Origin of the sequence: Streptomyces sp. NPDC006733 (assembly GCF_040636125.1) — a bacterium.
Lineage (GTDB): Bacteria > Actinomycetota > Actinomycetes > Streptomycetales > Streptomycetaceae > Actinacidiphila.
The window spans coordinates 1-25,441 of the sequence record NZ_JBEYJD010000032.1 but is presented as its reverse complement, the minus strand read 5'-3'; the positions used below and the strand labels follow the sequence as shown (position 1 = coordinate 25,441).

At 72.4% G+C, this 25,441-nt stretch carries 22 protein-coding genes; 7 read left to right on the top strand and 15 right to left on the bottom strand.

Annotated elements, in window-relative coordinates; translation table 11 throughout:
• Positions 1-42 precede the first annotated feature (42 nt).
• On the top strand, positions 43-3,240 hold the full coding sequence (locus ABZ721_RS26360; protein ID WP_358791178.1) for a M28 family peptidase: 3,198 nt from the start codon (positions 43-45) through the stop codon (positions 3,238-3,240).
• A gap of 92 nt (positions 3,241-3,332) precedes the next feature.
• Here the strand turns inward: ABZ721_RS26360 and ABZ721_RS26355 are convergent, their stop codons facing one another.
• Entirely contained in the window at positions 3,333-3,545 is a 213-nt protein-coding gene (locus ABZ721_RS26355) for a hypothetical protein (protein WP_358791177.1), read from the bottom strand.
• Positions 3,546-4,172: 627 nt separating this feature from the next.
• On the opposite strand from ABZ721_RS26355, the gene ABZ721_RS26350 reads away from it, so the two are divergent.
• A complete protein-coding gene (locus ABZ721_RS26350; RefSeq protein WP_358791176.1) occupies positions 4,173-5,255 on the top strand; it encodes a S1 family peptidase in 1,083 nt (360 codons plus the stop codon).
• Between the two features lie 62 nt (positions 5,256-5,317).
• Here ABZ721_RS26350 and ABZ721_RS26345 read toward each other — a convergent pair whose 3' ends face one another.
• Positions 5,318-5,932: a TetR/AcrR family transcriptional regulator gene (locus ABZ721_RS26345; protein ID WP_358791175.1), complete on the bottom strand. Its 615-nt coding sequence runs from the start codon at positions 5,930-5,932 to the stop codon at positions 5,318-5,320.
• Positions 5,933-6,026: 94 nt separating this feature from the next.
• Here ABZ721_RS26345 and ABZ721_RS26340 point away from each other — a divergent pair, with 94 nt between their 5' ends.
• Positions 6,027-7,376 (top strand): MFS transporter, encoded by a 1,350-nt coding sequence (locus ABZ721_RS26340; protein ID WP_358791174.1) that lies wholly within the window; start codon positions 6,027-6,029, stop codon positions 7,374-7,376.
• A 90-nt stretch (positions 7,377-7,466) separates the two neighbouring features.
• On the opposite strand, the gene ABZ721_RS26335 is transcribed toward ABZ721_RS26340, so the two are convergent.
• The 9 genes from ABZ721_RS26335 to ABZ721_RS26295 all read right to left on the bottom strand — a co-directional run bounded on the left by ABZ721_RS26335 (position 7,467) and on the right by ABZ721_RS26295 (position 17,882).
• Positions 7,467-8,510, bottom strand: a complete 1,044-nt coding sequence (locus tag ABZ721_RS26335; RefSeq protein ID WP_358791173.1) for an NAD(P)-dependent alcohol dehydrogenase — start codon at positions 8,508-8,510, stop codon at positions 7,467-7,469.
• Positions 8,507-9,427 (bottom strand): helix-turn-helix transcriptional regulator, encoded by a 921-nt coding sequence (locus tag ABZ721_RS26330; protein WP_358791172.1) that lies wholly within the window; start codon positions 9,425-9,427, stop codon positions 8,507-8,509. Before ABZ721_RS26330 ends, ABZ721_RS26335 begins: the two co-directional genes overlap by 4 nt.
• Before the next feature lie 78 nt (positions 9,428-9,505).
• Positions 9,506-10,549, bottom strand: coding sequence for a LacI family DNA-binding transcriptional regulator (locus ABZ721_RS26325; protein ID WP_358791266.1), 1,044 nt, complete (start codon positions 10,547-10,549; stop codon positions 9,506-9,508).
• A 67-nt stretch (positions 10,550-10,616) separates the two neighbouring features.
• Positions 10,617-11,663 carry a LacI family DNA-binding transcriptional regulator gene (locus ABZ721_RS26320; protein ID WP_358791171.1) on the bottom strand — a complete coding sequence of 349 codons (1,047 nt, stop codon included), beginning with the start codon at positions 11,661-11,663 and terminating at the stop codon, positions 10,617-10,619.
• Between the two features lie 23 nt (positions 11,664-11,686).
• A complete protein-coding gene (locus tag ABZ721_RS26315) occupies positions 11,687-13,105 on the bottom strand; it encodes an L-fucose/L-arabinose isomerase family protein (RefSeq protein WP_358791170.1) in 1,419 nt (472 codons plus the stop codon).
• Positions 13,106-13,190: 85 nt separating this feature from the next.
• Positions 13,191-14,276: a rhamnose ABC transporter substrate-binding protein gene (rhaS, locus tag ABZ721_RS26310; RefSeq protein WP_358791169.1), complete on the bottom strand. Its 1,086-nt coding sequence runs from the start codon at positions 14,274-14,276 to the stop codon at positions 13,191-13,193.
• Between the two features lie 54 nt (positions 14,277-14,330).
• Positions 14,331-15,320 carry an ABC transporter permease gene (locus ABZ721_RS26305; protein ID WP_358791168.1) on the bottom strand — a complete coding sequence of 330 codons (990 nt, stop codon included), beginning with the start codon at positions 15,318-15,320 and terminating at the stop codon, positions 14,331-14,333.
• Positions 15,304-16,356: an ABC transporter permease gene (locus ABZ721_RS26300; protein WP_358791167.1), complete on the bottom strand. Its 1,053-nt coding sequence runs from the start codon at positions 16,354-16,356 to the stop codon at positions 15,304-15,306. Before ABZ721_RS26300 ends, ABZ721_RS26305 begins: the two co-directional genes overlap by 17 nt.
• Positions 16,356-17,882: a sugar ABC transporter ATP-binding protein gene (locus ABZ721_RS26295; protein WP_358791166.1), complete on the bottom strand. Its 1,527-nt coding sequence runs from the start codon at positions 17,880-17,882 to the stop codon at positions 16,356-16,358. The genes ABZ721_RS26300 and ABZ721_RS26295 overlap by 1 nt, the downstream gene beginning before the upstream one ends.
• A gap of 199 nt (positions 17,883-18,081) precedes the next feature.
• On the opposite strand from ABZ721_RS26295, the gene rhaI reads away from it, so the two are divergent.
• The 3 genes from rhaI (at position 18,082) to ABZ721_RS26280 (ending at position 22,892) form a co-directional block, all read left to right on the top strand.
• On the top strand, positions 18,082-19,248 hold the full coding sequence (gene rhaI, locus ABZ721_RS26290) for an L-rhamnose isomerase (protein WP_358791265.1): 1,167 nt from the start codon (positions 18,082-18,084) through the stop codon (positions 19,246-19,248).
• Between the two features lie 82 nt (positions 19,249-19,330).
• The gene (locus tag ABZ721_RS26285) at positions 19,331-21,376 is read left to right on the top strand and encodes a bifunctional aldolase/short-chain dehydrogenase (RefSeq protein ID WP_358791165.1); all 2,046 of its coding nucleotides are present in this window, start codon (positions 19,331-19,333) and stop codon (positions 21,374-21,376) included.
• A gap of 46 nt (positions 21,377-21,422) precedes the next feature.
• Positions 21,423-22,892, top strand: coding sequence for a rhamnulokinase family protein (locus tag ABZ721_RS26280; RefSeq protein WP_358791164.1), 1,470 nt, complete (start codon positions 21,423-21,425; stop codon positions 22,890-22,892).
• On the opposite strand, the gene ABZ721_RS26275 is transcribed toward ABZ721_RS26280, so the two are convergent.
• Together ABZ721_RS26275 and ABZ721_RS26270 are read right to left on the bottom strand one after the other, a co-directional pair.
• Complete coding sequence (locus ABZ721_RS26275) at positions 22,882-24,069, bottom strand: glutathionylspermidine synthase family protein (RefSeq protein ID WP_358791163.1); 1,188 nt, start codon at positions 24,067-24,069, stop codon at positions 22,882-22,884. The genes ABZ721_RS26280 and ABZ721_RS26275 overlap by 11 nt on opposite strands.
• A 33-nt stretch (positions 24,070-24,102) precedes the next feature.
• Positions 24,103-24,393, bottom strand: a complete 291-nt coding sequence (locus ABZ721_RS26270; RefSeq protein WP_358791162.1) for a hypothetical protein — start codon at positions 24,391-24,393, stop codon at positions 24,103-24,105.
• 118 nt (positions 24,394-24,511) lie between these two features.
• Between ABZ721_RS26270 and ABZ721_RS26265 the strand changes: the two genes are divergently transcribed.
• Positions 24,512-24,811, top strand: coding sequence for a hypothetical protein (locus ABZ721_RS26265; RefSeq protein WP_358791161.1), 300 nt, complete (start codon positions 24,512-24,514; stop codon positions 24,809-24,811).
• On the opposite strand, the gene ABZ721_RS26260 is transcribed toward ABZ721_RS26265, so the two are convergent.
• On the bottom strand, positions 24,802-25,179 hold the full coding sequence (locus tag ABZ721_RS26260) for a hypothetical protein (RefSeq protein WP_358791160.1): 378 nt from the start codon (positions 25,177-25,179) through the stop codon (positions 24,802-24,804). The two genes, ABZ721_RS26265 and ABZ721_RS26260, sit on opposite strands and share 10 nt — an antisense overlap.
• Positions 25,180-25,240: 61 nt before the next feature.
• The coding region (locus tag ABZ721_RS26255) for a hypothetical protein (protein WP_358791159.1) at positions 25,241-25,441 on the bottom strand (201 nt) is incomplete at its 5' end.

Sequence of the window (25,441 nt, the reverse complement as noted above, 5' to 3'; positions counted from 1 at the left end):
CGACTTCGTGGTCGAGGCATGCCCCACAACAAGGAGCCCCCCATGAAACGCAGAACCGTGACGGCCGGGACAACCCTGGCCGTCCTCGCCGGGATGATGGCCGCCACCAGCGGTCCACCGGCCGTCGCGGCCCCCACCGCGGCCGTCGCCCCCGGGCCGCTGGCGCTGGCGGTGTCGGCAGCCGACCGGGCCGCCGCCAGCGGCTTCGACACGCTGGTGAATGGACCGGGCGAGAGCTACGAGCGGCGCCAGGTGACGCCGTGGGTCAACGGCCTGTACTCGGTCGCCTACGAGCGCACCTACCGCGGGCTGCCGGTGGTCGGCGGCGACGCGGTGGTGCTGGCCGACGGGCAGGGCCGGGTGCAGGCCACCCGGTCCGCCGACTCGTCGCAGATCAACGTCCCGACCACGGCGACCGTGCCGGCCGCGACCGCCGAGGCCACCGCTCGCCGCGCGCTCGCCCGGGTGGACAAGGTCGACTCGCGCCGCCTGGTGGTGCGCGTCAAGGACGGCGACGACCAGCTGGCCTGGGAGACGGTCCTCACCGGCCGTACCGCCAAGGCCCCCAGCCATCTGCACGTCTTCGTCAACGCGACCACCGGAGCGGTGCTCGACAGCTACGACGACGTCCGGGCCGGCACCGGCAGCAGCCAGTGGAACGGACCGAGCCCGCTGGCCATCGCCACCACCAACTCGGGCAGCAGCTACTCGCTGCGCGACCCGGGGCGGCCCGGCCTGAGCTGCGCCGACTACAGCACCGGCAGCGTGTTCACCAAGTCCACCGACTCCTGGGGCACCGGCAGCGCCACCTCGAAGGAGACCGGCTGCGTCGACGTCATGTGGGCCGCGCAGCACGAGTGGGACATGCTGCGGGACTGGCTCGGCCGCAGCGGGCACAACGGCAACGGCGGCAGCTGGCCGGTGAAGGTCGGCCTCAACGACGTCAACGCCTACTGGGACGGATCCTCGATCTCCATCGGCCACAACACGGCCAACCAGTGGATCGCGTCGATGGACGTCGTGGGCCACGAGTTCGGCCACGGCATCGACCAGTACACCCCCGGCGGCGCCAACAACGAGGCCGGTCTCGGCGAGGCGACCGGTGACATCATGGGCGCCCTCACCGAGGCGTACACCAACGAGCCCGCGCCGTACGACGACCCCGACTACACCGTCGGCGAGAAGGTCAACCTGACCGGCAGCGGGCCGATCCGCATCATGTACAACCCGTCGCAGATCGGCGACCCCAACTGCTACAGCGCCTCGATACCCAGCACCGAGGAGCACGCGGCGGCCGGCCCGCTGAACCACTGGTTCTACCTGCTGGCCGAGGGCTCCAACCCCGGCGGCGGCAAGCCCACCAGTCCGACCTGCAACAACTCCACCGTCACCGGGGTCGGCATCCAGCAGGCCGGCAAGGTGTTCTACGGCGGGATGCTGCTCAAGACCAGCGGTATGACCTACAAGCGGTACCGCACCACCACCCTCACCGCCGCCAAGAACCTCGACCCCAGCTGCGTCCTGTACACCAGGACCAAGGCGGCCTGGGACGCCATCACCATCCCCGCGCAGAGCGGTGAGCCCACCTGCATCCCCAGCGGCAACAACGACTACTCGATGTCGCTGAGTCCCGCCGCCGGGTCGGTGCCGCAGGGCGGCTCGGCCAACGTGACGGTCAGCACCGCCACCACGTCGGGCAGTGCCCAGACCGTGAACCTGTCGGCCTCCGGCGCTCCGGCCGGTGTGACGGTCGGGTTCACCCCGTCCTCGGTGCAGTCCGGTGCCTCCTCGACGATGAAGGTCACCGTCGGCGCCGCCGTCGCGGTGGGCTCCTACACCCTCACCGTCACCGGCAGCGGAACCCAGACCCACACCGCCCAGTACACGCTCACCGTCACCCCCGGCGGGACCAACCCGGGCGGTGACGCTCCGGACGTCAGCGTGGCGAACGTGCAGGCGCACCTGGCGCAGCTGTACACCATCGCCCAGCAGAACGGCGGCAACCGCCAGGCCGGCACCAGCGGCTACACGGCGTCGCTGGCGTATGTGAAGGGCAAGCTGCAGGCGGCCGGCTACAGCGTCACCGAGCAGTCCTGCGGCAGCTGCACCAACCGCGGCAACAACCTGATCGCCGACTGGCCCGGCGGTCCCACCGACCAGGTCGTCATGTTCGGCGCCCACCTGGACAGCGTCTCGGCCGGCCCCGGCATCAACGACAACGGCTCCGGGTCGGCGTCGCTGCTGGAGAACGCGCTCGTGCTGGCCCAGCAGAACCCCGCCATGGCCAAGCACGCCCGCTTCGCCTGGTGGAACGGCGAGGAGCAGGGCCTGCAGGGCTCGCAGTACTACGTGAGTCAGCTCGGCTCGGCGCAGCGCAGCGCCATCAAGGCGTACTACAACTTCGACATGGTCGCCTCCACCAACGCCGGCTACTTCGTCAACAACCTCAACTCGGCCGCGGCGGCGCCGATGAAGGCGTACTGGGACTCGCTGAACCTGCGCCCGGAGGAGAACGTCGAGGGCCAGGGACGGTCCGACGACTACTCCTTCCAGCAGGCGGGCATCCCCACCTCCGGGTACGCCACGGGCGCCGACGCCCTGAAGACCGCGGCGCAGGCGACCAAGTGGGGCGGCACGGCCAACCGGTCGTACGACTCCTGCTACCACCAGTCCTGTGACACCACCGGCAACATCAACGCGACGGCGCTGGACCGCACCGCCGACGGTGTCGCCTACACCCTGTGGAAGACCGCGGTCGGCACCACGACCCCGGCGAACGACTTCTCCATCGCGGTGAGCCCGCTGTCCGGCAGCGTCCCGCCGGGCGGCAGCACCACCGCGACGGTCTCCACCGCCACCACCAGTGGCAGTGCCCAGACGGTCACCCTGTCGGCGTCCGGCGCTCCGACCGGTGTGAGCGTCGCGTTCACCCCGGCCTCCGTGCAGTCCGGCTCGTCCGCGACCCTGACCGTCTCCGCCGCAGCGTCGGTGCCGGCGGGCACGTACACCCTGACGGTGACCGGCACGGGCACCGCAGTGCACAGCACCACCTACTCGCTGACGGTCACCGGCGGGGGCGGTGGCTGCACCGGAACGACCTGGGACCCGAACGCCGTCTATGTGGGCGGGAACCAGGTCAGCTGGAAGGGCCACAACTGGCGGGCCAAGTGGTGGACCACCGGGGAGGAGCCCGGCACCACCGGCCAGTGGGGCGTTTGGCAGGATCTGGGCGTCTGCTGAACGGAGCAGTTCTGGCTCTCGGAGCCGCGGCCCGCGTCCTTGTCTCACGGACGCGGGCCGCGGTGCGTGCCGGGCGGGCCGCCGCGGGCCCGCTACGGATGCGCCGCGTGCTGCGCGCAGCAGGGGTCGCGGCGGAGCCGGCGGCTGACGTCGAGCCAGTCGGTCGGGTCGGTGGTGCGGCGCCGGGCGAGGGGGGTGCCGTACGCGCCGACGAGGTCGTCCTGGCGGTACACGACGCCGTCACGCATCACCCAGATGGTGCGGACCAGGTCGTCGAAGTCCTGGAACGGGTTCCCGTCGACCACCGTCAGGGGCGGCGAGGGCGTTCCCCGCGGGCAGCGACAGCGCGGCTGCACCCAGACCGCCTACTCCGGCCCTGACGAATCCTCGACGGGATAACTCGCTGAAGTGATCCATGGGAAGGAACATAGCTTCGGGGGCCCGGTGTGCACGGAGGGTGCGAAATGTGTCGCCGCCGTGGGCGCGCCGGGGCCGCGGGTACGCGGCGCTCCGCCCGGCGAGGACCGGTCGAACGAGTGGTGGCGCGAACGGACTTGACGCGCCCGCGCCCGTCCCGGGAGCCCCGGTGGGATGACCCGGCGTAGGAGCATATGTCGGGCTCCGCCAACGGAACCGGAGCGTCGGTTCTCGGACAGGTCGAGACCTCACCCGGGGCGAGCGGGCCGTCGCACGGTGCTCCGGCGGCCCCGGATCCGCACTGCCGATGGGCGGGTTGCGAGGTATCTTCGCCCTGTTCACAGATGTGGAGACGGGGCTTGATCATGACCTTGCAGGTTTCCGGCCCGGGTCGGGATACTCGGCCGCACCCACGGGCACGGACGAGCGATTCTTGCTGCTCCGCCCGTTCGTGACCGCACATCCTGCGGGCCCGGTGCCGGTTGCCGGGTCCACCCCCCACAGGAGGCACTGAGTTGAAGCACCGTCGGATATCAAGGCGTCGTCTCGCGATCGCCGGGTCGAGCGCCGCCGCCGTAGTCGCCGCGGGCGTTCTCCTTCCGCACGCCAACGCCGCCCAGCCGACCGCACCTTCCCCCCGTGCGCTGGCCCCCGCCGCCGCGGCCCGGCTCGCGAGTGACCTCACCTCCCGACTGGGTGACCGCACCGCGGGCTCGTACTACGACACGAAGAGCCGGCAGCTCGTCGTCAACGTGCTGGACGCCACCGCCGACCGGAAGGTGCAGGAGGCGGGCGCGGTCCCCAGGACCGTCACGCACACCCTGGCCGAGTTGCGCCGTTCGGCCCAGAGCCTGCGCGACCGGCCCCGCATCCCGGGCACCGCGTGGTCCATCGACCCCCGCATCAACCAGCTGGTGGTCACCGCCGACCGCACCGTGCGGGGTGCGCAGCTCGACCGCCTCACCCGGAGCGTCACGGCGCTCGGCTCCACCGCGCGGCTGCGGCGCTCGGCGGGTCGCTTCACCCCGTTCGTCGCGGGCGGGGACGCGATCTTCGCCGACGGAGCCCGCTGCTCGCTGGGCTTCAACGTGGTCAAGGACGGCCAGCCCTACTTCCTGACCGCCGGCCACTGCGGTGTGGCGTTCAAGAGCTGGTCGGGCACGTCCGGCGGCCCACAGATCGGCAGCGTCGAGGCCGCCACCTTCCCCGGTCATGACTTCGCGCTGGTCAAGTACACCGACGCCACGGCGGCCCACCCGAGCTCCGTCGACCTGTACAACGGCAGCACGCAGGCGATCACCCGGGCGGGCGATCCGGCGGTCGGCCAGGTGGTGCAGCGCAGCGGCAGCACCACCCAGCTGCACGGCGGGACCGTCACCGGACTCGACGCCACCGTCAACTACGAGGAGGGGTCGGTCACCGGACTGATCCAGACCGACGTCTGCGCGGAGCCCGGTGACAGCGGCGGCGCGCTCTTCTCGGGCGACACCGCGGTGGGTCTGACCTCCGGCGGCAGCGGTGACTGCACCAGCGGCGGGGAGACGTTCTTCCAGCCGGTGACGGCCGCCCTGGCCCAGTACGGCGCGCAGATCGGCTGATCCCCGGGCGCGCGCGTCGCGCGCGGACGGCTGAGGGGCGGACCTCCGACGGGGGCCGCCCCTCAGCCGGTGGCGGCCGCGCCGGCGAGCGCCGCGTCGATGAGCAGCGCGGCGACCGTCTTCGCCGTGGCGGCGGCGCCGGGGTCGCGGTCCATCCGGGCGACGACGCCCGCCCCGTCGTAGAGCAGCACCAGCCGGGCCGCCAGCTGTTCCGGGTCGGGCACGCCGGCATCCCGGGCCAAGTCGGTGAACAGGGTGCGGACCCAGCTCCGGATGGCGTCGGCGGCCTGGACGGCGGGGCTGTCCGGGCTGGACTCCGCGCTGGCGTTGAGGAAGGCGCAGCCGCGGTAGTTCGGGTCGGCGAAGGCCTCGCCCAGGGCGTCGAAGACGGCGAGCAGCTTCTCGCGGGGCGCGTCGTGGCGGGCGACGGCCGTGGTCACCCGGCGGCGCCGGATCTCGTGCCGGCCCGCCAGGTAGGCGCTGATCAGCCCGTCCTTGTTCCCGTACGCGCTGTAGAGGGTCGCTTTCGCGACCCCGGCGCGCTCGATCACCCGGTCGATGCCGACGACATGGATGCCCTCCTCGTAGAAGAGCTCGTTGGCGGCGGCCAGCAGGCGCTCTCGTGCGGTGGGGCGCCCCGCCGCGGCGGGCGGGTCGGCGATCGCTTTCGTAGCCATGACTTGACAGTACCAGACAGGTCTGTCTACTTTGAAGCCACTAGACAGACCGGTCTGCTCGGACTGGCGCCCGCTAGGCGAAAGAAGCCCTTCGATGTCCTTGCCGCCGACGTTTCCCGTGACCGACCCGTTCGTCCGCCGCAGCCGGCGGCTCGGCCCGGGGGCCGCCTTCCACCTCCAGGCGTCCATCGTGGTGGCCTTCCTCGCCGCCTCCAGCGCCCCCACCCCGCTCTACGCCGTCTACCAGGGCGAATGGGGCTTCTCGCCGATCACCACGACCATGGTCTTCGGCATCTACGCCCTCGCCGTGCTCGCCGCGCTGCTCACCGTCGGCTCGCTGTCGGACCACATCGGACGCCGTCCGGTGCTGCTCGCGGCGCTCGCGCTGCAGGCCGTCGCAATGGTCGTGCTCACCACGGCGGGCGGTGTGCCCGAGCTGATGATCGCCCGGATCGTCCAGGGGCTGTCGACCGGCGCGGCCGTCGGCGCGGTCGGCGCGGGCATGCTCGACCTCGACCGGGCCAAGGGCACCATCGCCAACGCCATCGCCCCCATGACCGGCACCGCCACCGGCGCGCTGGCCTCCGGGCTGCTGGTGCAGTTCCTGCCCGAACCCACCCACCTCGTCTACGTGGCCCTGCTCGCCGTGTTCGTCCTGCAGGGCGTCGGCGTCGCCCTCATGCGGGAGACGTCGGCTCCCAAGCCCGGTGCGCTCGCCTCGCTGCGCCCCCGCTTCGGCGTCCCGAAGGCGGCCCGCGGACCGCTGCTGGTGGCCGCCCCCGTCCTGATCGCGGTCTGGGCGCTGGCCGGGCTCTACGGCTCCGTCATCCCGGCGGTCGTCCGCGGCGTGGTCGGCTCCGACTCCCTGCTCCTCGGCGGCCTGGCGCTGTTCACCCTCGCCGGCAGCGGCGCGATCGCCGTGCTGCTGCTGCGCGACGTCGCTCCGGCCCGGGTGATGCTGCTCGGCACCGTCGCCCTCATCGCGGGTGTCGGCACCACCCTGCTCGCCGTCGACCACAACGCGACGGCCGCCTTCTTCCTCGGCACCGTCGTCGCGGGCGTCGGCTTCGGCGGCGGCTTCCAGGGCGCGATCCGCACCATCGTCCCGCTGGCCGCCCCGCACGAGCGGTCCGGGCTGCTGTCCACCATCTACGTGCTGTCCTACCTGGCCATGGGGCTGCCCGCGGTCATCGGCGGCTACCTCGTCGTGCACGGCGGGGGACTGCTGACCACCACCCGCGAGTACGGGATCGCCGTGATGGTGCTCGGCGCGCTCGCCCTGGCGGGCCTGGCCATACCGCGCCGCACGGCTGTGACCCAGGTGTCCGTCGTGGTCGGCGGCAGTGCCCCCGCCGCACGCGGGACCGCCGTCCGCGAAGGCCGCGAAGGCCGCGAGGCCCGGGAGCGCCGGGAGGTCCGGGAAGCGGAGTACGCGAAGCGCTGAGCGCGGTACTCACCCGCGCACCGACGACGAAGGCCCCGCCGTCCCGCTTCCGCGGGAGGGCAGGGCCTTTCGGCGGCCGGGGGGCCGCCGTCAGATGGTGGCGGTGTCGATGACGAAGCGGTAGCGCACGTCACTTTCCACGACACGGTCGTACGCCTCGTTGATCCGGTCGGCCGAGATCAGCTCGATCTCCGCGCCCAGGCCGTGCTCCGCGCAGAAGTCCAGCATCTCCTGGGTCTCGCGGATGCCGCCGATCATCGAGCCGGCCAGGCTGCGCCGGCCCCCGATCAGCGAGAAGACATTCAGCGAGACGGGGTGCTCGGGCGCGCCGACGTTGACCAGGGTGCCGTCCACCCGCAGCAGCCCCAGGTACGCGTCCAGGTCCAGGTTGGCCGAGACGGTGTTCACGATCAGGTCGAAGTGCCCGGCCAACTGCTGGAACGTGGCCTCGTCACTGGTGGCGAAGTAGTGCTCGGCGCCGAACCGCTTGGCGTCGTCCTGCTTGCGCAGGCTCTGGCTCAGGACGGTGACCTCGGCGCCGAGGGCCGCCGCGATCTTGACGCCCATGTGGCCGAGGCCGCCCATACCGACGATCGCGACCTTCTTGCCGGGACCCGCGTTCCAGTGCTTCAGCGGCGAGTACAGGGTGATGCCGGCGCACAGCAGCGGGGCGGCGACATCGAGCTCGACACCCTCCGGGATGCGCAGGACGAAGTGCTCGTCCACCACGACGTGGGTGCTGTAGCCGCCGTAGGTGGGCTCGCCGTCCGTGCCGATGGCGTTGTAGGTGCCCGTGCCGCCCTTGAGGCAGTACTGCTCGTCACCGTTCCGGCAGTTCTCGCACTCGCGGCAGGAGTCCACGAAGCAGCCCACGCCGACCCGGTCGCCGACGGCGTGCTTCGTGACGCCCGAGCCGACCTCGGTGACGATGCCGGCGATCTCGTGACCCGGCACCATGGGGAACTTCGCGCCGCCCCACTCGTCGCGGACCTGGTGGATGTCGGAGTGGCAGATGCCGGCGAACTTGATGTCGATCAGCACGTCGTGCTCGCGGACGGCGCGGCGGGGGATGGTGGTGCGCTCCAGCGGAGCCTTGGCGGAGGCGGCGGCGTAGGCGGTAACGGTGGTCGTCATCGTGCGTGGATCTCCAGAAGATCGTCGGGATCGGCAGGTGTCGGCCGTGTCGCGGCCGGATTCGATGCGGTCAGGGGTGCCGTGAGGTTCGCCAGCAGCTGCAGCGCGGTCTCGGAGGGCGACCCCGACTCGGTGGTGTAGACGAAAAGGGTCTGGTCCGCGTCGCCCGGCGGGGAGAGGGCCTCGTAGGAGACGGTGATCTCCCCGACCTGGGGGTGGCGGTAGCGCTTGGTCCCGTGCGTGCGGCGGCTCACATCGTGCGCCGCCCAGGCCGTGCGGAACTCCTCGCTCTTGACCGCCAGCTCCCCGATCAGCTCGCAGAAGGACCGGTCCTCGCAGTTGCGTCCCGCGTCGAGCCGCAGCACCGCCGCGGTCTCCGCGGCGATCTGCCGCCAGTCCGGGTACAGCTGGCGGGCGGACTCGTCGAGGAAGATGAACCGGGCCAGGTTCCGCTCGCGGTGCGGCAGCGCCTCGAAGTCGGAGATCAGCGAGCGCGCCAGCCGGTTGCTGGCCAGCACCTGCATCCCGCGGCCGACGATGAACGCCGGCGTCATGCCGTCCAGCGTCTCCAGCATCCGGTGCAGCCCCGGCCGTACCCGCTGCGGCCGGGTCGCCGGCCGTGCGGCGCGCGGCTGCGGCCGGGCGAGCTGTATCAGGTAGAGGTGCTCCACCTCGTTGAGCCGCAGGGCGCGGGAGACGGAGTCCAGGACGCTCCCGGACACGTTGCGGTGCCGCCCCTGCTCCAGCCGCGCGTAGTAGTCGGTGCTGACGCCGGCCAGCCGGGCCAGCTCCTCCCGGCGCAGGCCGGGCACACGGCGGGCGGATCCGTTGACGGCGACCCCCGCGTCCCCGGGGCCCAGACGGGCCCTGCGGGAGCGGAGGAACTCGCCCAGTTCGACATTGTGGTCCAGACCCATGACTCAAGTATCGACGCGGTCGGAGCGTTCCCGGGCCCCCGAGGGTAGGTCTGTCAGACCCCCCTCCCTCAGGTGTGGCTACGCCGAAGCCGTGTCGGCGCCGGCCGCGGGGCGCTGCCGGCCCAGCGTGGAGCCCCGGACCACCAGCTCCGGCTGCAGCACGATCTGCTGGTGCCGGTGCTCGCCCGCGCGGTCGCCGGTCTCCGCGATGAGCAGCTCGGCGGCGGTGCGGCCCATGCGGTGGGCGGGCTGGCGCACCGAGGTCAGCGGCACCGCGGCGGCCGCCGCGAACTCGATGTCGTCGTAGCCGACGAGGGCGAGCTCCTGCGGCACGGCGACCCCCGCCGCGTACAGCGCCTGCAGCACGCCGAGCGCGAGCAGGTCGTTCGCGCAGAACACCGCGGTGGGCCGGCCCGCCATCCCCAGCAGTCGGGCGCCCGCGTCCCGCCCCGCCGCGACGTCCAGCCGGTCCGTCTCGATGTGCGACAGCGCCTCCGGCGCCAGCCCCGCCGCGGCCAGCGCCTCCAGCGCCCCGGTCCGCCGGTCGCGGCACTGCGTCAGGTGCATCGGACCGCTGACGTAGACCAGCCGCCGGTGCCCCTGGTCCAGCAGGTGGCCGGCGGCCAGTCGCCCGCCGGCGATGTCGTCGACCGACACCGAGCACGCCGACGCGCTGGGCACCACCCGGTCGACGAAGACGAAGGGGATGTCGTGGCGGCGGAAGGAGTCGAGGTTCCGCCCGGTGGTGTCGGCGGGTGTGACGAGCACCCCGCGCACCCGGTGCTCGGCGAACAGCCCCAGGTACTCGGCCTCCTCGGTCGCGCTGCCGGCGCTGTTGCAGAGCATCACGCCGAGCCCCGCCTCGCGGGCGGCGCGCTCGGCGCCCGAGGCCACGTCGACGAAGAAGGGGTTGGCCATGTCCAGCACGAGCAGGGCGATGATCCGGCTGTGGCCGGCCCGCAGCTGGCGGGCCGACTCGCTGCGCACGTAGCCGAGTTGGTCTATGACCTCGAGCACCCGGATGCGGGTCTGCTCGGAGACCATGTCCGGCCGGTTGATCACGTTCGACACGGTGCCGACGGAGACTCCGGCCTGCCGTGCGACGTCCTTGATGCCCATCATGCGCGCCACGTGCTCCGAACCACCGTCTCCCGCGGCTCTGTGCGGCCGCGGTCTCATGCTACGCACATCAGGCCCCGGGGCGGGCGCCCAGCGAGGACGTTCTGACGACCAGCTCCGGCCGGAAGACGATCTGCCGGTGCGGGTGCGCGTCCGGGCGCCCGTCCGTCTCCTCGATCAGCAGTTCCGCGGCCGTGCGGCCGATGCGGAACGAGGGCTGCCGCACCGAGGTGAGCGGGACGGCGGCGCCCGCGGCGAACTCGATGTCGTCGTAGCCGACGAGCGCGATGTCGTCCGGCACCCGGACCCCGGCCGCGAACAGTGTCTGCAGCACGCCCAGGGCCAGCAGGTCGTTGGCGCAGAACACGGCGGTCGGGCGGTCCGCGGCGGCCACCAGCCGGGCGCCGGCCTCCCGGCCGGAGGCGACGTCGAAGCGCCGCGCCTCGAGCACCGTCAGCTGCTCCCGGGCGACCCGTGCCTCGTCGAGCGCGTCCAGCGCGCCCCGGTGCCGGTCGCGGGACTGCGCCAGGTGCGGGGAGCCGCTGACGTAGGCGATGCGCCGGTGGCCCGCGGCGAGCAGATGCCGCACGGCGAGCCGGCCGCCCTCCACGTCGTCGACGGAGACCGAGCACGCCTCGTCGCCGGACCAGGCCCGGTCGGCGACGACGAAGGATATGCCCCGGCTCCGCAGCGCCCGCAGATGGGGACGGGTGGCGTCGGTCGGGGTGACCAGCACCCCGCGCACCCGCTGCTCGGCGAACATGTCCAGGTACCGCGCCTCCTGCGCCGGGTCGCCCGCGCTGGTGCACACCATGACGGCCAGGCCCGCCTCCCGGGCGGCCTGCTGGGCTCCCCTGGCCAGCTCGGAGAAGAAGGGGTTGGCCAGGTCCAGGACCAGCAGCGCGAGCATCCGGCTGCGTCCGGCCCGCAGCTGGCGGGCCGTCTCGCTGCGCACGTACCCGAGCCGCTCGATGACCGCGAGCACCCGCCGCCGGGTGGCTTCCGCGACCGTGTCGGGCCGGTTGAGGACGTTGGAGACCGTGCCGAGCGAGACGCCCGCCTGCTCGGCGACGTCCTTGATGCCGACCGTGCCGCGCCTGACCCGGTTTCCCGGCACGCGAGCGGGCGACCGGTCGCCGGTCAACAGACCTCGACCAGGTCCAGGCCCGTGAGGTCGGCCACCGCGCGCAGCTCGGGCACGATGTGCCCGGTGGCCAGGGCCCAGTGGTGGGCGACACCGCTGGCGCTCCAGGCGTCGGTCCACTCGCCGGGGTCGGTGCCGAAGTCCACCCGGGAGGTGGTGTTGCCGATCCGCAGCAGCGGGCCGCCCACCACCTCGCCCTGCGAGGCGATCAGCCGGTAGCGGCCGTCGCGGGTCTGGCCGAGGCCGACCAGGGTCACCGGGCCGTGCCGCACGTCGAACTCGACGGACACGCCCCAGCCGCGTTTGCCGTGGAAGACCCCGAGGCCGCGCAGGAGCGGCCGGCGCTCGCTGATGCCCAGGTGGGCGGGCCCGTCGTGGCCCATCTCCACCACGCCGTCCCTGAAGTTCAGCGCCTGCAGCTCGGTGAAGGAGCCGCCCGCGCCGAGCCGGTCGGCGATCAGCATCGCCAGGGAGGTGCGCAGCTCGTACTCGCCCGCCATCGGGATGCCGCGGGCGGTGAGCAGGGACGCGCCGAGGATCATGCCGGCGCCCAGCCGCTCGTGGATCTCGCCGTCCAGGCCCCGGTGGTAGTAGGCGAGGCTGTCGAGGTCGAAGTCGGCCACCAGCCGGTCGAGTCCGGCCGCGACCCGGGCCGCCCACTCCACGTCCTCGGGGACGACGGAGTCGTCGAAGGTGAAGGTCGCGCGGGCCTCGGCGAGTTTCGCGGCGACCTCCGCGCCGGTGGCGCCCTCCGCCCGCACCCGCAGATCGTCGAACTCCAGCACCTCCACATGGCCGCCGAGGCTGCCGGAGACCATGGCCAGGTCCGTGGAGACGTCGTACATGCCCGGGTAGAGGTGGCCCATCAGGCCGTGCCGTCCGTTGCGCAGCACCGACCGCACGCCCGCGGCCCGGATCCAGCGGCCGATGCGGGCCCAGGCCCGCTCGTCCTCCAGGTAGCCGGAGACGGAGCGGAACGGGACTCCGGCGCGTTCGAAGGAGTTGGCCATCTCGGGCAGCGGGCAGGCGCCGCAGTACGCGAGCCACTGGCCGGTGTCGAACGTGGCGTGGTCCATCGCCTCGGTGGGCTGCAGGTTGATCAGCAGGACCGGGGCGCCGGAGCGCTGGGCCACCGGCGCCAGCATGGTGGCGGTCATGTAGGTGGTGAGGAACCCGACGATGAGGTCGCAGCCCGCGGCGCGCAGCTTCTCCGCGGCCACCGCGCCCTCCTGGGCGTCCGAGATGAATCCGACGTCGACGACGTCCGCGTCGAAGTCCCGCATGCGCTCGGTGACGCGGGCGGCGGAGCGGCGCAGTTGCGGCAGCAGGTCGGGGAACTGGGGCCAGTAGGCGCCCAGTCCCCCCGCCACGAGGCCGATCCTCGGCCTGCGCGCGGTGGCGGGGGTGCGGGTCATGACGGGTGTCTCCGTTCGTGGGGCCGGCGTGGCGGGCCGGCCGGCCGCGCCGCGCGGACGCGGCGGGCCGGAGTGCGGGGCACGCTCAGAAATCGAAGGCGTCGATGTTGGACGCGTCGAAGACGGTGGGCTTGCCGAGGATGACCTCGCCGTCCTTGCCGACGGTGAAGGTGCCCAGGTCGCCGGCCTTGAACGTCTGCCCCTGCGCGCCGGTGATCTGGCCGGAGCACAGCGCGGACGCGGCGTACGCGGCGAGCCGGCCGAGCTTCTTGGGGTCCCACAGGGAGAACTGCGCGACGGTGCCGTCCTTGACGTACTTGCGCATCTGGTTCGGGGTGCCCAGCCCGTTGACGACGACCTTGCCCTTGTAGGACGAGGAGCTGATGTAGCGGGCGGACGCCGCGATGCCGACGGTGGTCGGGGCGATGATGCCCTTCAGGTCCGGGTAGGCCTGCAGCAGGCCCTGGGTCTGCTGGAACGACTTCTGGTCGTCGTCGTCCCCGTAGGCGACCTTGACCAGCTCCATCCCCTTGTACGCCGGCAGCGCCAGCTCCTTCTTCATGAACTCGATCCAGGTGTTCTGGTTCGTGGCGTTCTGGGTGGCGGACAGCACCGCGATCTTGCCCTGGAAGTTGAGCTGCTTGCCGAGGTTCTGCACCAGGCTGCGGCCGATCTGCTCGGAGCTCGCCTGGTTGATGAACAGCTGCCGGCACTCCTTGGCGGTGTCGGAGTCGTACGCCACGACCTTGATGCCCTTGGCCATCGCCTGCTTGAGCGGGCCGCACACCGCGTTGGGGTCGTTGGCCGCCAGCAGGATGGCGTCCTGCTGCTGCTGGATGAGCGTGTTGATGTAGGAGACCTGCGAGGACGCGCTGGCGTCGGAGGGCCCGACCTCCTTGGCGGTGCTGCCGATCTCCTTCGCCGTCGCGATGCCGGAGTTGTCGACGATGGTCTCGTACGGGTTGTTGATCTGCTTGGGCAGGAACGCGAGCTTCAGCCCCTTCTTCAGGGCGGCGGCGGGATCGGCGGACGCCGTCGAGGCGGTGCCCGGGCCCTGGTCGGAGCTGGACTTCTTCGTCGTGCCACCGCAGGCGGTCGCGGTCAGGGCGAGCGCGCAGACGGCGGTCACCGCGGTGAGCGCGCGCACCGTGGCGGGGGTGGGGAGGGACATGGCGAAGCCCTTCGTCGGGGGGATCCTGCGGGTGGGGTGGTGGGTGGCGTGCCGTCAGACGGCCGCGGCCGCGCGCCGGTGGCGCCGTTCGATGACCGCGGCGATCACCCGCGGGGTCAGGACCGAGGCCACCAGCAGCAGTCCGGTGACGATCACCTGGACCTCGTTCGCGACGTCGTTGAGGATGAGCAGGTTCTTGAGCAGGCCGATCAGCAGCACCCCGGCGACGGCGCCGAACAGGGTGCCCCGGCCGCCGTCGAAGTCGACGCCGCCCAGCAGCACGGAGGCGATGACCAGCATCTCGAAGCCCTGGCCGTTGTCGGCGCGGGCGCTGCCGTAGCGCAGGGTGAAGACGATGCCCGCGAAGGCGGACAGCAGTCCGGTGAGGACGAACAGCAGCAGCTTGAGCCGCTTGACGCGGATGCCGGAGAAGTAGGTGGCCTCCTCCTGGGCGCCGGTGGCGAACAGGGAGCGGCCGAAGCCCGTGGCGTGCAGCACGACGCCGGTGACCGCCGCCAACACGATGAACAGGGCGAACGGGTAGGGCAGGAAGCTCAGCACGGTGTGGGTGTCCGACGTCCACCGGGCGTACGTCTCGGGGAAGTCGGTGACCGCGTTGCTGCCCAGCGCCACCGACGCCAGCCCCCGGTAGAGCGTCAGCGTGCCGATGGTGACGGCCAGCGAGGGCAGTCCGACCCGGGTGACCAGCCAGCCGTTGAGCAGGCCGCCGAGGACGCCGATGGCCAGCACCACCGGGACGATGGTCTCGAACGACCAGCCCGACTCCCACAGCTTGCCGCTGACCGCGCTGGCCAGGCCCAGCATGGAGGCGACCGACAGGTCGATCTCGCCCGCCACCACCAGCAGCGTCATCGGCAGCGCGATGATCGCGACCTCGGCGATGTCGTTGAGGGCGAAGGACAGGTTGCCGGCGGTGGCGAACCCGTCGGTGCTGAGGGCGCCGGTGGCGAAGACGGCCACCAGCAGGATGCCGACGGCGAGGTCCCAGCGCAGGAACCGGCTCAGGTCAGACGTGGTGGACATGGCGCGCGTTCCTCTTCCTCAGGGCGCTGGTCATGCGCAGGGTCACGATGCGGTCGACGCTGATGGCCGCGAGCAGCAGCGCTCCGGTGATGGCGCTCTGCCAGAAGGAGTCGACCTTCAGGACGACCAGGACGCTGCCGACGGTGGTCAGCAGCAGCGCGCCCAGGGCCGCGCCCCAGACGCTGCCGGTGCCGCCGGTGATGGCGACACCGCCGACGACCACCGCGCTGACGACCGTCAGTTCCCAGCCGTGGGCGTTGTCTGCGACGACGGTGCCGAAGCGGGCCAGCCACAGGGCGCCGGCGAAGCCCGCCACCGCGCCGGAGAAGACGTACGCGGCCAGGATCCGGCGGCGGATGGGGATGCCGGCCAGCCGGGCGGCCTCGGGGCTGGAGCCGATGGCGTACAGCTCCCGGCCGCTGCGGTAGGAGCGCAGGTAGTAGGCGGCGGCGGTGAGGACGGCGACGGCGATCAGGGCCAGGTACGGGACGCCGAGGACGCTGCCGCTGCCGAGGTCGAGCACGGAGGCGGGGACGTCGGCGGCGTTGATCTGCTGGCCGTGCGCCCACCAGTAGTCGGTGCCCTGGATGATGTAGAGCATCCCGAGCGTGACCACGAGCGCCGGCACCCGTCCGAAGCTGACCAGCAGGCCGCTGACGAGGCCGCAGAGCGCGCCGACGCCGATGCCGAGCAGCAGGGCGAGGGCGACGTTGTGGTCGGTGCCGGAGACGAACTTCCCGCAGGCGAAGGCGGACAGCCCCACCACCGAGCCGACCGACAGGTCGATGTTGCGGGTGAGGACCACGACCGACTGGCCGACGGCCAGCAGGATCAGGATCGACGCGTTGAGGAGCAGGTCCTTGACGCCCTGCTCCGACAGGAAGCGGTGGTTGGCCGCCCAGGTGCCCAGGACGAGCAGCACCAGGCACCCGGCGATGCTGATCTCCCGGGCCCGGAAGACGGTCTCGGTGAGCGAGCGGGCGGTCGCCCCGCGGGCTCCGGGCGGCGCGGTGGGCTGTTCCACGGTCGCTGTCATCAGGCTGCCTTCTCTCCGCCGTTGCGGCCGGTGGCCGCGGCCATGACCGATTCCTCGGTGGCCAGGGCGCGCGGGAGTTCCGCGGTGATGCGTCCTTCGTGCATGACCAGCACCCGGTCGGCCATGGCCAGCACCTCCGGCAGGTCGGAGGAGACCATGAGGACGGCGAGGCCCTCGGCGGCGAGTGCGGACAGCAGCCGGTGGACCTCGGCCTTGGTGCCGATGTCGATGCCCCGGGTCGGCTCGTCGACGATCAGCACCCCGGGTTCGGTGGCGAGCCACTTGGCCAGGACGACCTTCTGCTGGTTGCCGCCGGAGAGCACGCCGACCGGGTCGGAGAGCCGGTTGTACTTCAGCTGCAGCCGGACCGCCCAGTCGCTCGCCCGGCCGCGCTCCAGCGTTCTGCGGACGAGGCCGCCGCGGCCGAGCCGGTCCAGTCCGGTCAGGCCGATGTTCCGTTCGATGGACAGCTCCATCACCAGGCCCTGCTGGCGCCGGTCCTCGGGGACGAGCGCGACGCCGGCGGCCATCGCGGCGGTGGGGGAGCCGGCGGGCAGCCGGGTGCCGGACACGTGCACCTCGCCGGCGTCGGCGCGGTCGACGCCGAACACGGCGCGCACGACCTCGCTGCGGCCGGCGCCCACCAGACCGGCCAGCGCGACGATCTCGCCGCGGCGGACGTCGAAGGAGACGTCGGTGAAGACGCCCTCACGGGTGAGGCGGCGCACGGCCAGGGCCGTCTCGCCGATGCGGGCGGGCTGTTTGGGGTAGAGCTCGTCGAGGTCGCGGCCGACCATCCGGCGCACCAGGTCGTCCTCGGTCAGGCCGTCGACCGGGTCGCTGGAGATCAGCCGGCCGTCCCGCAGGGTGGTGACGCGCTGGCAGAGGGCGAAGATCTCCTCCAGCCGGTGCGAGATGAACAGCACGGCGGTGCCCTGTTCGCGCAGCGTGCGCACCACGCCGAACAGGCGGGCCACTTCGGCCCCGGTCAGCGCCGCGGTGGGCTCGTCCATGATCAGGACCCGGGCGTCGAAGGAGAGCGCCTTGGCGATCTCGACGAGCTGCTGGTCGGCGATGGACAGGCCGCGGCAGAGCTGGCCGGGGTCGAGGTCGACCCCCAGCCGGTCGATCAGGGCCCGGGTCGCGTCCCGGACCGACCGGTGGTCGACCCGGCCCAGGGAGCGGCGCGGCTGACGGCCCATGAAGATGTTCTCGGCGACGGTGAGATCGGGGAAGAGCGTCGGTTCCTGGTAGATGACCGCGATGCCGGCGTCGCGGGCGTCGGACGGTCCGTGGAAGGTGACGGGCTCGCCGTCGACCAGGACCCGCCCGGCGTCGGGGCGGTGCACTCCCGCGAGCACTTTGATCAGCGTGGACTTCCCGGCCCCGTTCTCGCCGGCGAGTGCGTGCGCCTCCCCGGCGAACAGGGCCAGGGACACACCCTGCAGAGCCCGGACCGCACCGAAGGACTTGCTGGTGTCCTCCAGTGCGAGGACGGGCCGTTCCGCGGGCTTCGACTGGTCCATGGTGAGGCCTCACATGAAAGGTTTCAACTGAGTTGCACGGACGTTAGGCCAGTGCGACAGGACGCGTCAATGGTTTCGTTTCAAGATTTCCGCTCCGGTGTCCCGGGTTGGTCCAACTCCCGTAACCAGGAGGTTGACACTCTCTCTCCGGGCACCTAGCTTCCCCTCAGTGAAACGATTCATGGCGGGAGCGATGAACATGACCGACCTGTCCACGGTGAAGGCCGCGCTGAAGGCCCAGTCCATCGAGACGCCGTCCTGGGCGTACGGCAACTCCGGCACCCGCTTCAAGGTGTTCGCGCAGGCGGGCGTGCCCCGCACCCCGCAGGAGAAGATCGACGACGCGGCGCGCGTCCACGAGTTCACCGCGGCCGCGCCCTCGGTGGCGCTGCACATCCCGTGGGACAGGACCGACGACTACCCGGCGCTGGCGGCCCACGCGGCCGAGCGCGGTGTGCGCCTCGGGGTGATCAACTCCAATGTCTTCCAGGACGACGACTACAAGCTCGGCTCGGTCACCCACCCCGATCCCAAGATCCGGCGCAAGGCCACCGACCACCTGCTGGAATGCGTCGACATCATGGACGCCACCGGGTCACGCGACCTCAAGCTCTGGTTCTCCGACGGGACGAACTACCCCGGACAGGACGATATCGCCGATCGTCAGGGACGCCTGGGCGACGCGCTGACCGAGGTCTACGAGCGCCTCGCCGACGACCAGCGGATGCTGCTGGAGTACAAGCTGTTCGAGCCCGCCTTCTACGCCACCGACGTGCCGGACTGGGGCACCGCGTACGCCCACTGCCTCAAGCTCGGTCCCAGGGCGCAGGTCGTCGTCGACACCGGCCACCACGCGCCCGGCACCAACATCGAGTTCATCGTGGCGACGCTGCTGCGCGAGGGGAAGCTCGGCGGCTTCGACTTCAACTCGCGCTTCTACGCCGACGACGACCTGATGGCCGGTGCGGCGGACCCCTTCCAGCTCTTCCGGATCATGTACGAGGTGGTGCGCGGCGGCGGGCTGGCGCCCGCGACCGGGGTGGCGTTCATGCTCGACCAGTGCCACAACATCGAGGCGAAGATCCCGGCGATCATCCGGTCGGTGATGAACGTGCAGGAGGCCACCGCCAAGGCGCTGTTGGTCGACGCGGCCGCGCTGCGCGCCGCCCAGCAGGCCGGCGAGGTGCTGGAGGCGAACGCCGTCCTGATGGACGCGTACAACACCGACGTCCGCCCGCTGCTGCGCGAGGTCCGCGAGGAGCAGGGCATCGACCCGGACCCGATCGCCGCCTACAAGCGCTCCGGCTGGGCCGACCGGATCGTCGCCGAGCGGGTCGGCGGGACGCAGGCGGGCTGGGGCGCGTAACCGCCCCCACCACCGCGCCCGCCGCCGACCCCTCTCTCTCCGCCGGCCCACCACTCCGCTTCCACGCGCAAGGGATTGAACGATGACCGCAGAACTGCACCCGCAGGCGGCGGAGCTGCTGGCGCGCAGCCACCGGCTGGGCGCCGACCCCCGCAACACCAACTACGCCGGCGGCAACACCTCCGCCAAGGGCACCGCCACCGACCCGGTGACCGGGCAGGACACCGAGCTGCTGTGGGTCAAGGGCTCGGGGGGCGACCTGGGCACGCTGCAGGCGTCCGGGCTGGCGGCGCTGCGGCTGGACCGGCTGCGGGCCCTGGTCGACGTCTACCCGGGTGTCGAGCGTGAGGACGAGATGGTGGCCGCCTTCGACTACTGCCTGCACGGCAGGGGCGGGGCGGCGCCGTCCATCGACACCGCGATGCACGCCCTGGTCGGCGCCGAGCACGTCGACCACCTGCACCCGGACTCCGGTATCGCGCTCGCCTGCGCGGCCGACGGCGAGGCGCTGACCAAGGAGTGCTTCGGCGACCGGGTGGCCTGGGTGCCGTGGCGGCGCCCGGGATTCCAACTGGGCCTGGACATCGCCGCCGTCCAGGCGGCGCACCCGCAGGCCATCGGGTGCGTGCTCGGCGGCCACGGCATCACCGCCTGGGGCGCGACCTCGCAGGAATGCGAGCGCAACTCCCTCGACATCATCCGCACGGCCGCCGAGTTCCTCGACCGGCGCGGCAGCGCCGAGCCCTTCGGGCCGCTGCTGCCCGGGTACGCGCCACTGCCCCCGGCGGAGCGCCGGGCCAGGGCGGCCGCGCTGGCACCGGTGCTGCGCTCGCTGGCCTCCGCCGACCGCCCGCAGGTCGGCCACTTCGACGACTCCGAGGCCGTGCTGGACTTCCTCGCCCGCGCCGAGCACCCCCGGCTGGCCGCCCTGGGCACCTCCTGCCCGGACCACTTCCTGCGCACCAAGGTCCGCCCGCTGGTCCTGGACCTGCCCGCCGACACCCCGCTCGACACGGCGGTGGAGCGGCTGCGGGAGCTGCACGCCGGCTACCGCGAGGAGTACGCCGCCTACTACGCGCGGCACGCGACGGCCGACTCGCCCCCGATGCGCGGCGCCGACCCGGCGGTCATCCTCGTCCCGGGCGTCGGGATGTTCTCCTACGGCAAGGACAAGCAGACCGCGCGCGTCGCGGGGGAGTTCTACGTCAACGCCGTCAACGTGATGCGCGGCGCCGAGGCGGTCTCGTCGTACCGGCCGATCGAGGAGGCCGAGAAGTTCCGCATCGAGTACTGGGAGCTGGAGGAGGCGAAGCTGCGCCGGATGCCTCCCGCGCAGCCGCTGGCGACCCGCGTCGCGCTGGTGACCGGCGCCGGGTCCGGCATCGGCCGGGCGATCGCCCACCGGCTCGCCGCCGAGGGGGCCTGCGTGGTCGTGGCCGACATCAACGCGGCCGGTGCGGCGGCGGTGGCCGAGGAGCTCGGCGGGGCGGACCGGGCGGTGGCGGTGGCGGCCGACGTCACCTGCGAGGAGCAGATCAAGGCGGCGTTCGACGCGGCGGTCCTCGCCTTCGGCGGCGTGGACCTGGTCGTCAACAACGCGGGCATCTCCATCTCCAAACCGCTGCTGGAGACCACGGCCGCGGACTGGGACCTGCAGCACGCGATCATGGCGCGCGGGTCGTTCCTCACCTCGCGGGAGGCCGCCCGGATCATGGTCCAGCAGGGTCTGGGCGGTGACATCGTCTACATCTCCAGCAAGAACGGCGTCTTCGCCGGCCCCAACAACATCGCCTACGGCGCCACCAAGGCCGACCAGGCCCACCAGGTGCGGCTGCTCGCCGCGGAGCTGGGGGAGCACGGCATCCGGGTCAACGGCATCAACCCCGACGGGGTGGTCCAGGGCTCGGGGATCTTCGCGGCCGGCTGGGGGGCGCAGCGCGCGGCCGTGTACGGGGTGAACGAGGAGGACCTCGGGGCGTTCTACGCCCAGCGCACCCTCCTCAAGCGCGAGGTGCTGCCCGAGCACGTGGCCAACGCCGTCTTCGCGCTGACCGGCGGGGACCTGACGCACACCACCGGACTGCACATCCCCGTCGACGCCGGCGTGGCGGCGGCCTTCCTGCGGTAGCGGCGGCCGGCGCTCCCCGTTCCGAACTCTTCCTGTGAGGCCCCGCATGCCACCGAGTGCCCCCCGTGCCTTCGCCGCCGTCGACCTCGGCGCCTCCAGCGGGCGCGTCATCGTCGGCCGGGTGGCCGCGCGGTCGGTCGCCCTGGAGGAGGTCCACCGCTTCCCCAACGAGCCGGTGCGCGTCGGCGGCACCCTGCACTGGGACGTGCTGGCGCTGTACCGCGGGATCCTCCAGGGGCTGCGGGCGGCCGGTCCCGTGGCGTCCGTCGGGATCGACACCTGGGCCGTCGACTACGGGCTGCTGGCCGCCGACGGCTCGCTGCTCGGCAACCCCGTCCACTATCGCGACCCCCGGACCGACGGCGTCGCCGAGCGCGTGGGGCGGACGGTGCCGCCGGGTGAGCTGTACGCGGCCACCGGTGTGCAGCACGCACCGTTCAACACCCTCAACCAGCTGGTGGCGGCCCGCGGCACCTCGCAGCTCGAAGCCGCGGACCGGCTGCTGCTGATGCCCGACCTGATGGCGTACTGGCTCACCGGAACGGCCGGCACCGAGCTGACCAACGCCTCCACCACCCAGCTGCTGGACCCGCGCACCGGCGACTGGGCCCACGCGGTGGCCGGGCGGCTGGGCATCGACCTGTCGCTCTTCGCGCCCCTGCGCCGCCCCGGCGACCCCGCCGGGGAACTGCTGCCGGACGTGCTGGAGGCGACCGGGCTGCGCGGGCCCGTGCCGGTGGTGACGGTCGGCTCGCACGACACCGCGTCCGCCGTGGCCGCGGTGCCCGCGGACACCGACCGCTTCGCGTACATCTCCTGTGGTACCTGGTCGCTGGCCGGGGTGGAACTGGACGCGCCCGTCCTGACGGAGGACTCGCGCGCGGCGAACTTCACCAACGAACTGGGCGTGGACGGCACCGTCCGGTACCTGCGCAACATCATGGGGCTGTGGCTGCTGCAGGAGTGCCTGCGCTCCTGGAGGGACGCGGGCCTGGAGCACGACCTGGACCGCCTGCTGGCCGGGGCGGCGCAGGCACCGCCACTGCGCTGCGTCGTGGACGCCGCCGACCCGGCCTTCCTCGCCCCGCACGACATGCCGCGGCGCATCGCCGAAGCCTGCCGCCGGGCCGGCGGCCCCGTCCCGCAGGGCCCCGCCGAGACGGTGCGCTGCGTCCTGGACTCCCTCGCGCTGGCGCACCGGGCCGCGATCGAGCAGGCCCAGCGCCTGTCGGGACGGCACGTCGACGTCGTCCACATCGTCGGCGGCGGCGCCCGCAACGAGCTGCTCTGCCAGCTGACCGCGGACGCCTGCGGCCTGCCGGTGGTGGCCGGCCCCGCCGAGGCGGCGGCGCTGGGCAACGTCCTGGTGCAGGCGCGCGCGGCGGGTGTGGTCGGCGGCGGCCTGCCCGCCCTCCGCTCCCTGCTGCGCGCCACGCAGCCGCTGCGCCACTACGCGCCGGCCGCCGACCGCGCCCGCTGGGACGCGGCGGCCGCCGGGCCGGTGCTCAGCCGATGATGTGCGGCACGAAGCGCGCGTACTCGTCCGTCACGGGTCCCGCCGACTCGCGGATCCCCAGACCGGCGGCCTCGTCCTCCACCACCCACGCGCCCAGCACGACGCGGTTGCCGTCGAAGTCGGGCAGCGGCGCCAGCTCCTGGTAGCAGGACGGCCCGTCGGGCACGGCGGGCGGCGCGCCGGGCTCGTGCAGGGTGACCCCCGCGCCCTCGCGGCCCAGCAGCGGCTTCACCACGTACCCGGGGCCGTCGGCGAGTTCGCGCGGCCCGTCCAGGTACGCGGGCAGCAGGTGGGGGTGGCCGGGGTTGCGCTCCCACAGGATCGCCAGCAGCGCCTTGTTCGACAGCAGCATCTTCCAGGCCGGTTCGATCCAGCAGGTCGCGCCCGTCCCACCGCCGTTGTCGAGGGTGTCCAGGACCTGCGGGCCGAACTCGTCGGCCACCAGCCACTCCCACGGGTAGAGCTTGAAGCAGCTGCGGATGAACCCCAGCCGCTCGTCCACGAACCGGCCCGTCAGCTCGTCCCAGCCGATCCGCTCGACGGACAGCGCCTCGGTCGCGAGACCCGCCTGCTCGGCCGTCTCGCGCAGGTAGGCGACCGTCATCAGGTCCTCGCCCAGCTCGTCGGCGTCCGAGTGCGCGAAGTGCACGGGGCCGGGGGCCAGCAGCGGCGCCTGCCGCTTCCAGGCGGCGACCAGCCGTTCGTGCAGCGAGTTCCACTGGTCGGCGCCGGGGAAGCGGTCCTCCATCCAGAACCACTGGGCACTGGCCGCCTCGACCAGTGAGGTCGGGGTGTCGGCGTTGTACTCCAGCAGCTTGGCGGGACCGCCGTCCACCCCGCCGTACCGCAGGTCGAACCGCCCGTACAGGGACGGCAGTTCGGCGCGGCGGCGCCAGGACTCGGCGATCAGCCCGGTCAGCCGGCGGTCGGTGATGCCGAGGTCGGCGAAGCGGTCGTGCTCGACGATGTACGCCGCCGCGTCGAGGCAGAGCCGGTGCAGCTCCTCCACGACGTCCTCGAGCGCTTCGACCTCGGGCAGCGTGAAGGAGTAGTAGGCGCTCTCGTCCCAGTACGGACGCAGTGAACCGTCCGGGTACCGGGTCAGGGGGTAGATGACGCCCTGCTGCTCGACGATGTTCTGCCAGTCGGGGCGTGGGGCGGTGGTGTGGCGTCTCATCGACGGCTCCCGGCGGTGCTCTCGCGCATCGTCTCAGCCGCCACCGGAGTCGGAGCCGCCGTGGCCGATGCCGCCGCGCTTGACCGACGACTTGTCGAACCCGCCGCCGGAGACGGTGCCGTTGTGCACCGAGCCGCCGTAGTAGTAGCGGCCGGAGCCGCCGTCACGGCACTCCTTGTCGTCCACCTTCTTGTACGTCGTCGGGTTCACGCACCGCTTGTCGGGATCCGACGAGGACGAGCACGCGACGAGGCTCACCGCCAGCAGTCCCATGCCGCCCAGCACCACCGTGCCCGACCGCAGTCTGCGCCGATCGGCTGTCATCCTGCCCCCTCGTCCGCGAACGCCCCACCCTGGACATCCTGTGCACGGCACACCTACCCGGGTTCCTCCGCCGCACCGCTGTTGTTCCGCGCCGGTGCGTCCCAGTAGGGTCCGGTCCATGTCCGTGAACATCGACCTGTCGCTCCACATCAACGATCTCGCCTCCGCGGAGGAGGCCGACGCGGTGGAGGCGGCCCTCGAACCGGTCCTGCGGGAGCACTCGATCGAGAAGGAGGTGAGCGTCTCGGTCTACCGCAGCCCCCACTGGGTCAAGGTGATGACCGACGGCCACCCGCTGAGCATCTCGGGCTTCGCCCGCTGGAGCCCCGCCTTCGAGCGCGACGTCGCCGACGCGGTCCGCGCCGTCGCGCCCGGGGCGGACATCGACCTGGAGTGGGGCTACCCCGACTACGGCTGAGGCCGCTCCCCCTCCTCGCCGATCGCGAGGCTGTCGACCGGCCGGCCGAGTACCTCCAGCTGACGCCGGTAGGCGTCCAGCGCGTTCGACAGCAGCTCCGACCGCTGCGGGTCCGACGCGTCCAGTGCGCGGGCGGCGTCGAGTGCTTCGGCGGTCAGGTTCAGGCGGATCTCGGGCTGGTGCGTGAACTCCTTCTCGCCGAACTCCAGCAGGGCACGGCTCAGCTTCGGCAGATACGTCAGCGGGCCGACGTGGGCGAGCACCCGGTACGCCCTGATCTCCTCGTGAAGGCCGACAGTTCCGGAGCCGAGCAGCGTCGCGCGTGCTCGCAGGATGGCTTCGTGATCGACGTTCGGGGAGTGATTCATGAGGGTGATTCTGCGAGTTCGCCAGGGGCCCCAACAAGGTCTTCCCGACGTGCTGTTCGTCCTACGAAAATGCCCTCTGACCTGTCATGATGGGTGTGTCATCACTCCGGCGGCCGCCCGCCGGCACCTGCGGCGGACCGGTGGTGCCGGCGAGGAGCAGGGCGGTGGCGGTGGCGGCCGCCATCGTCAGGCCGAAGCCCGGGGGCATCTGCGCCAGAACGCCGTCGATGATGCGCTCCAGGTTGGCCTGGGAGGCGGACAG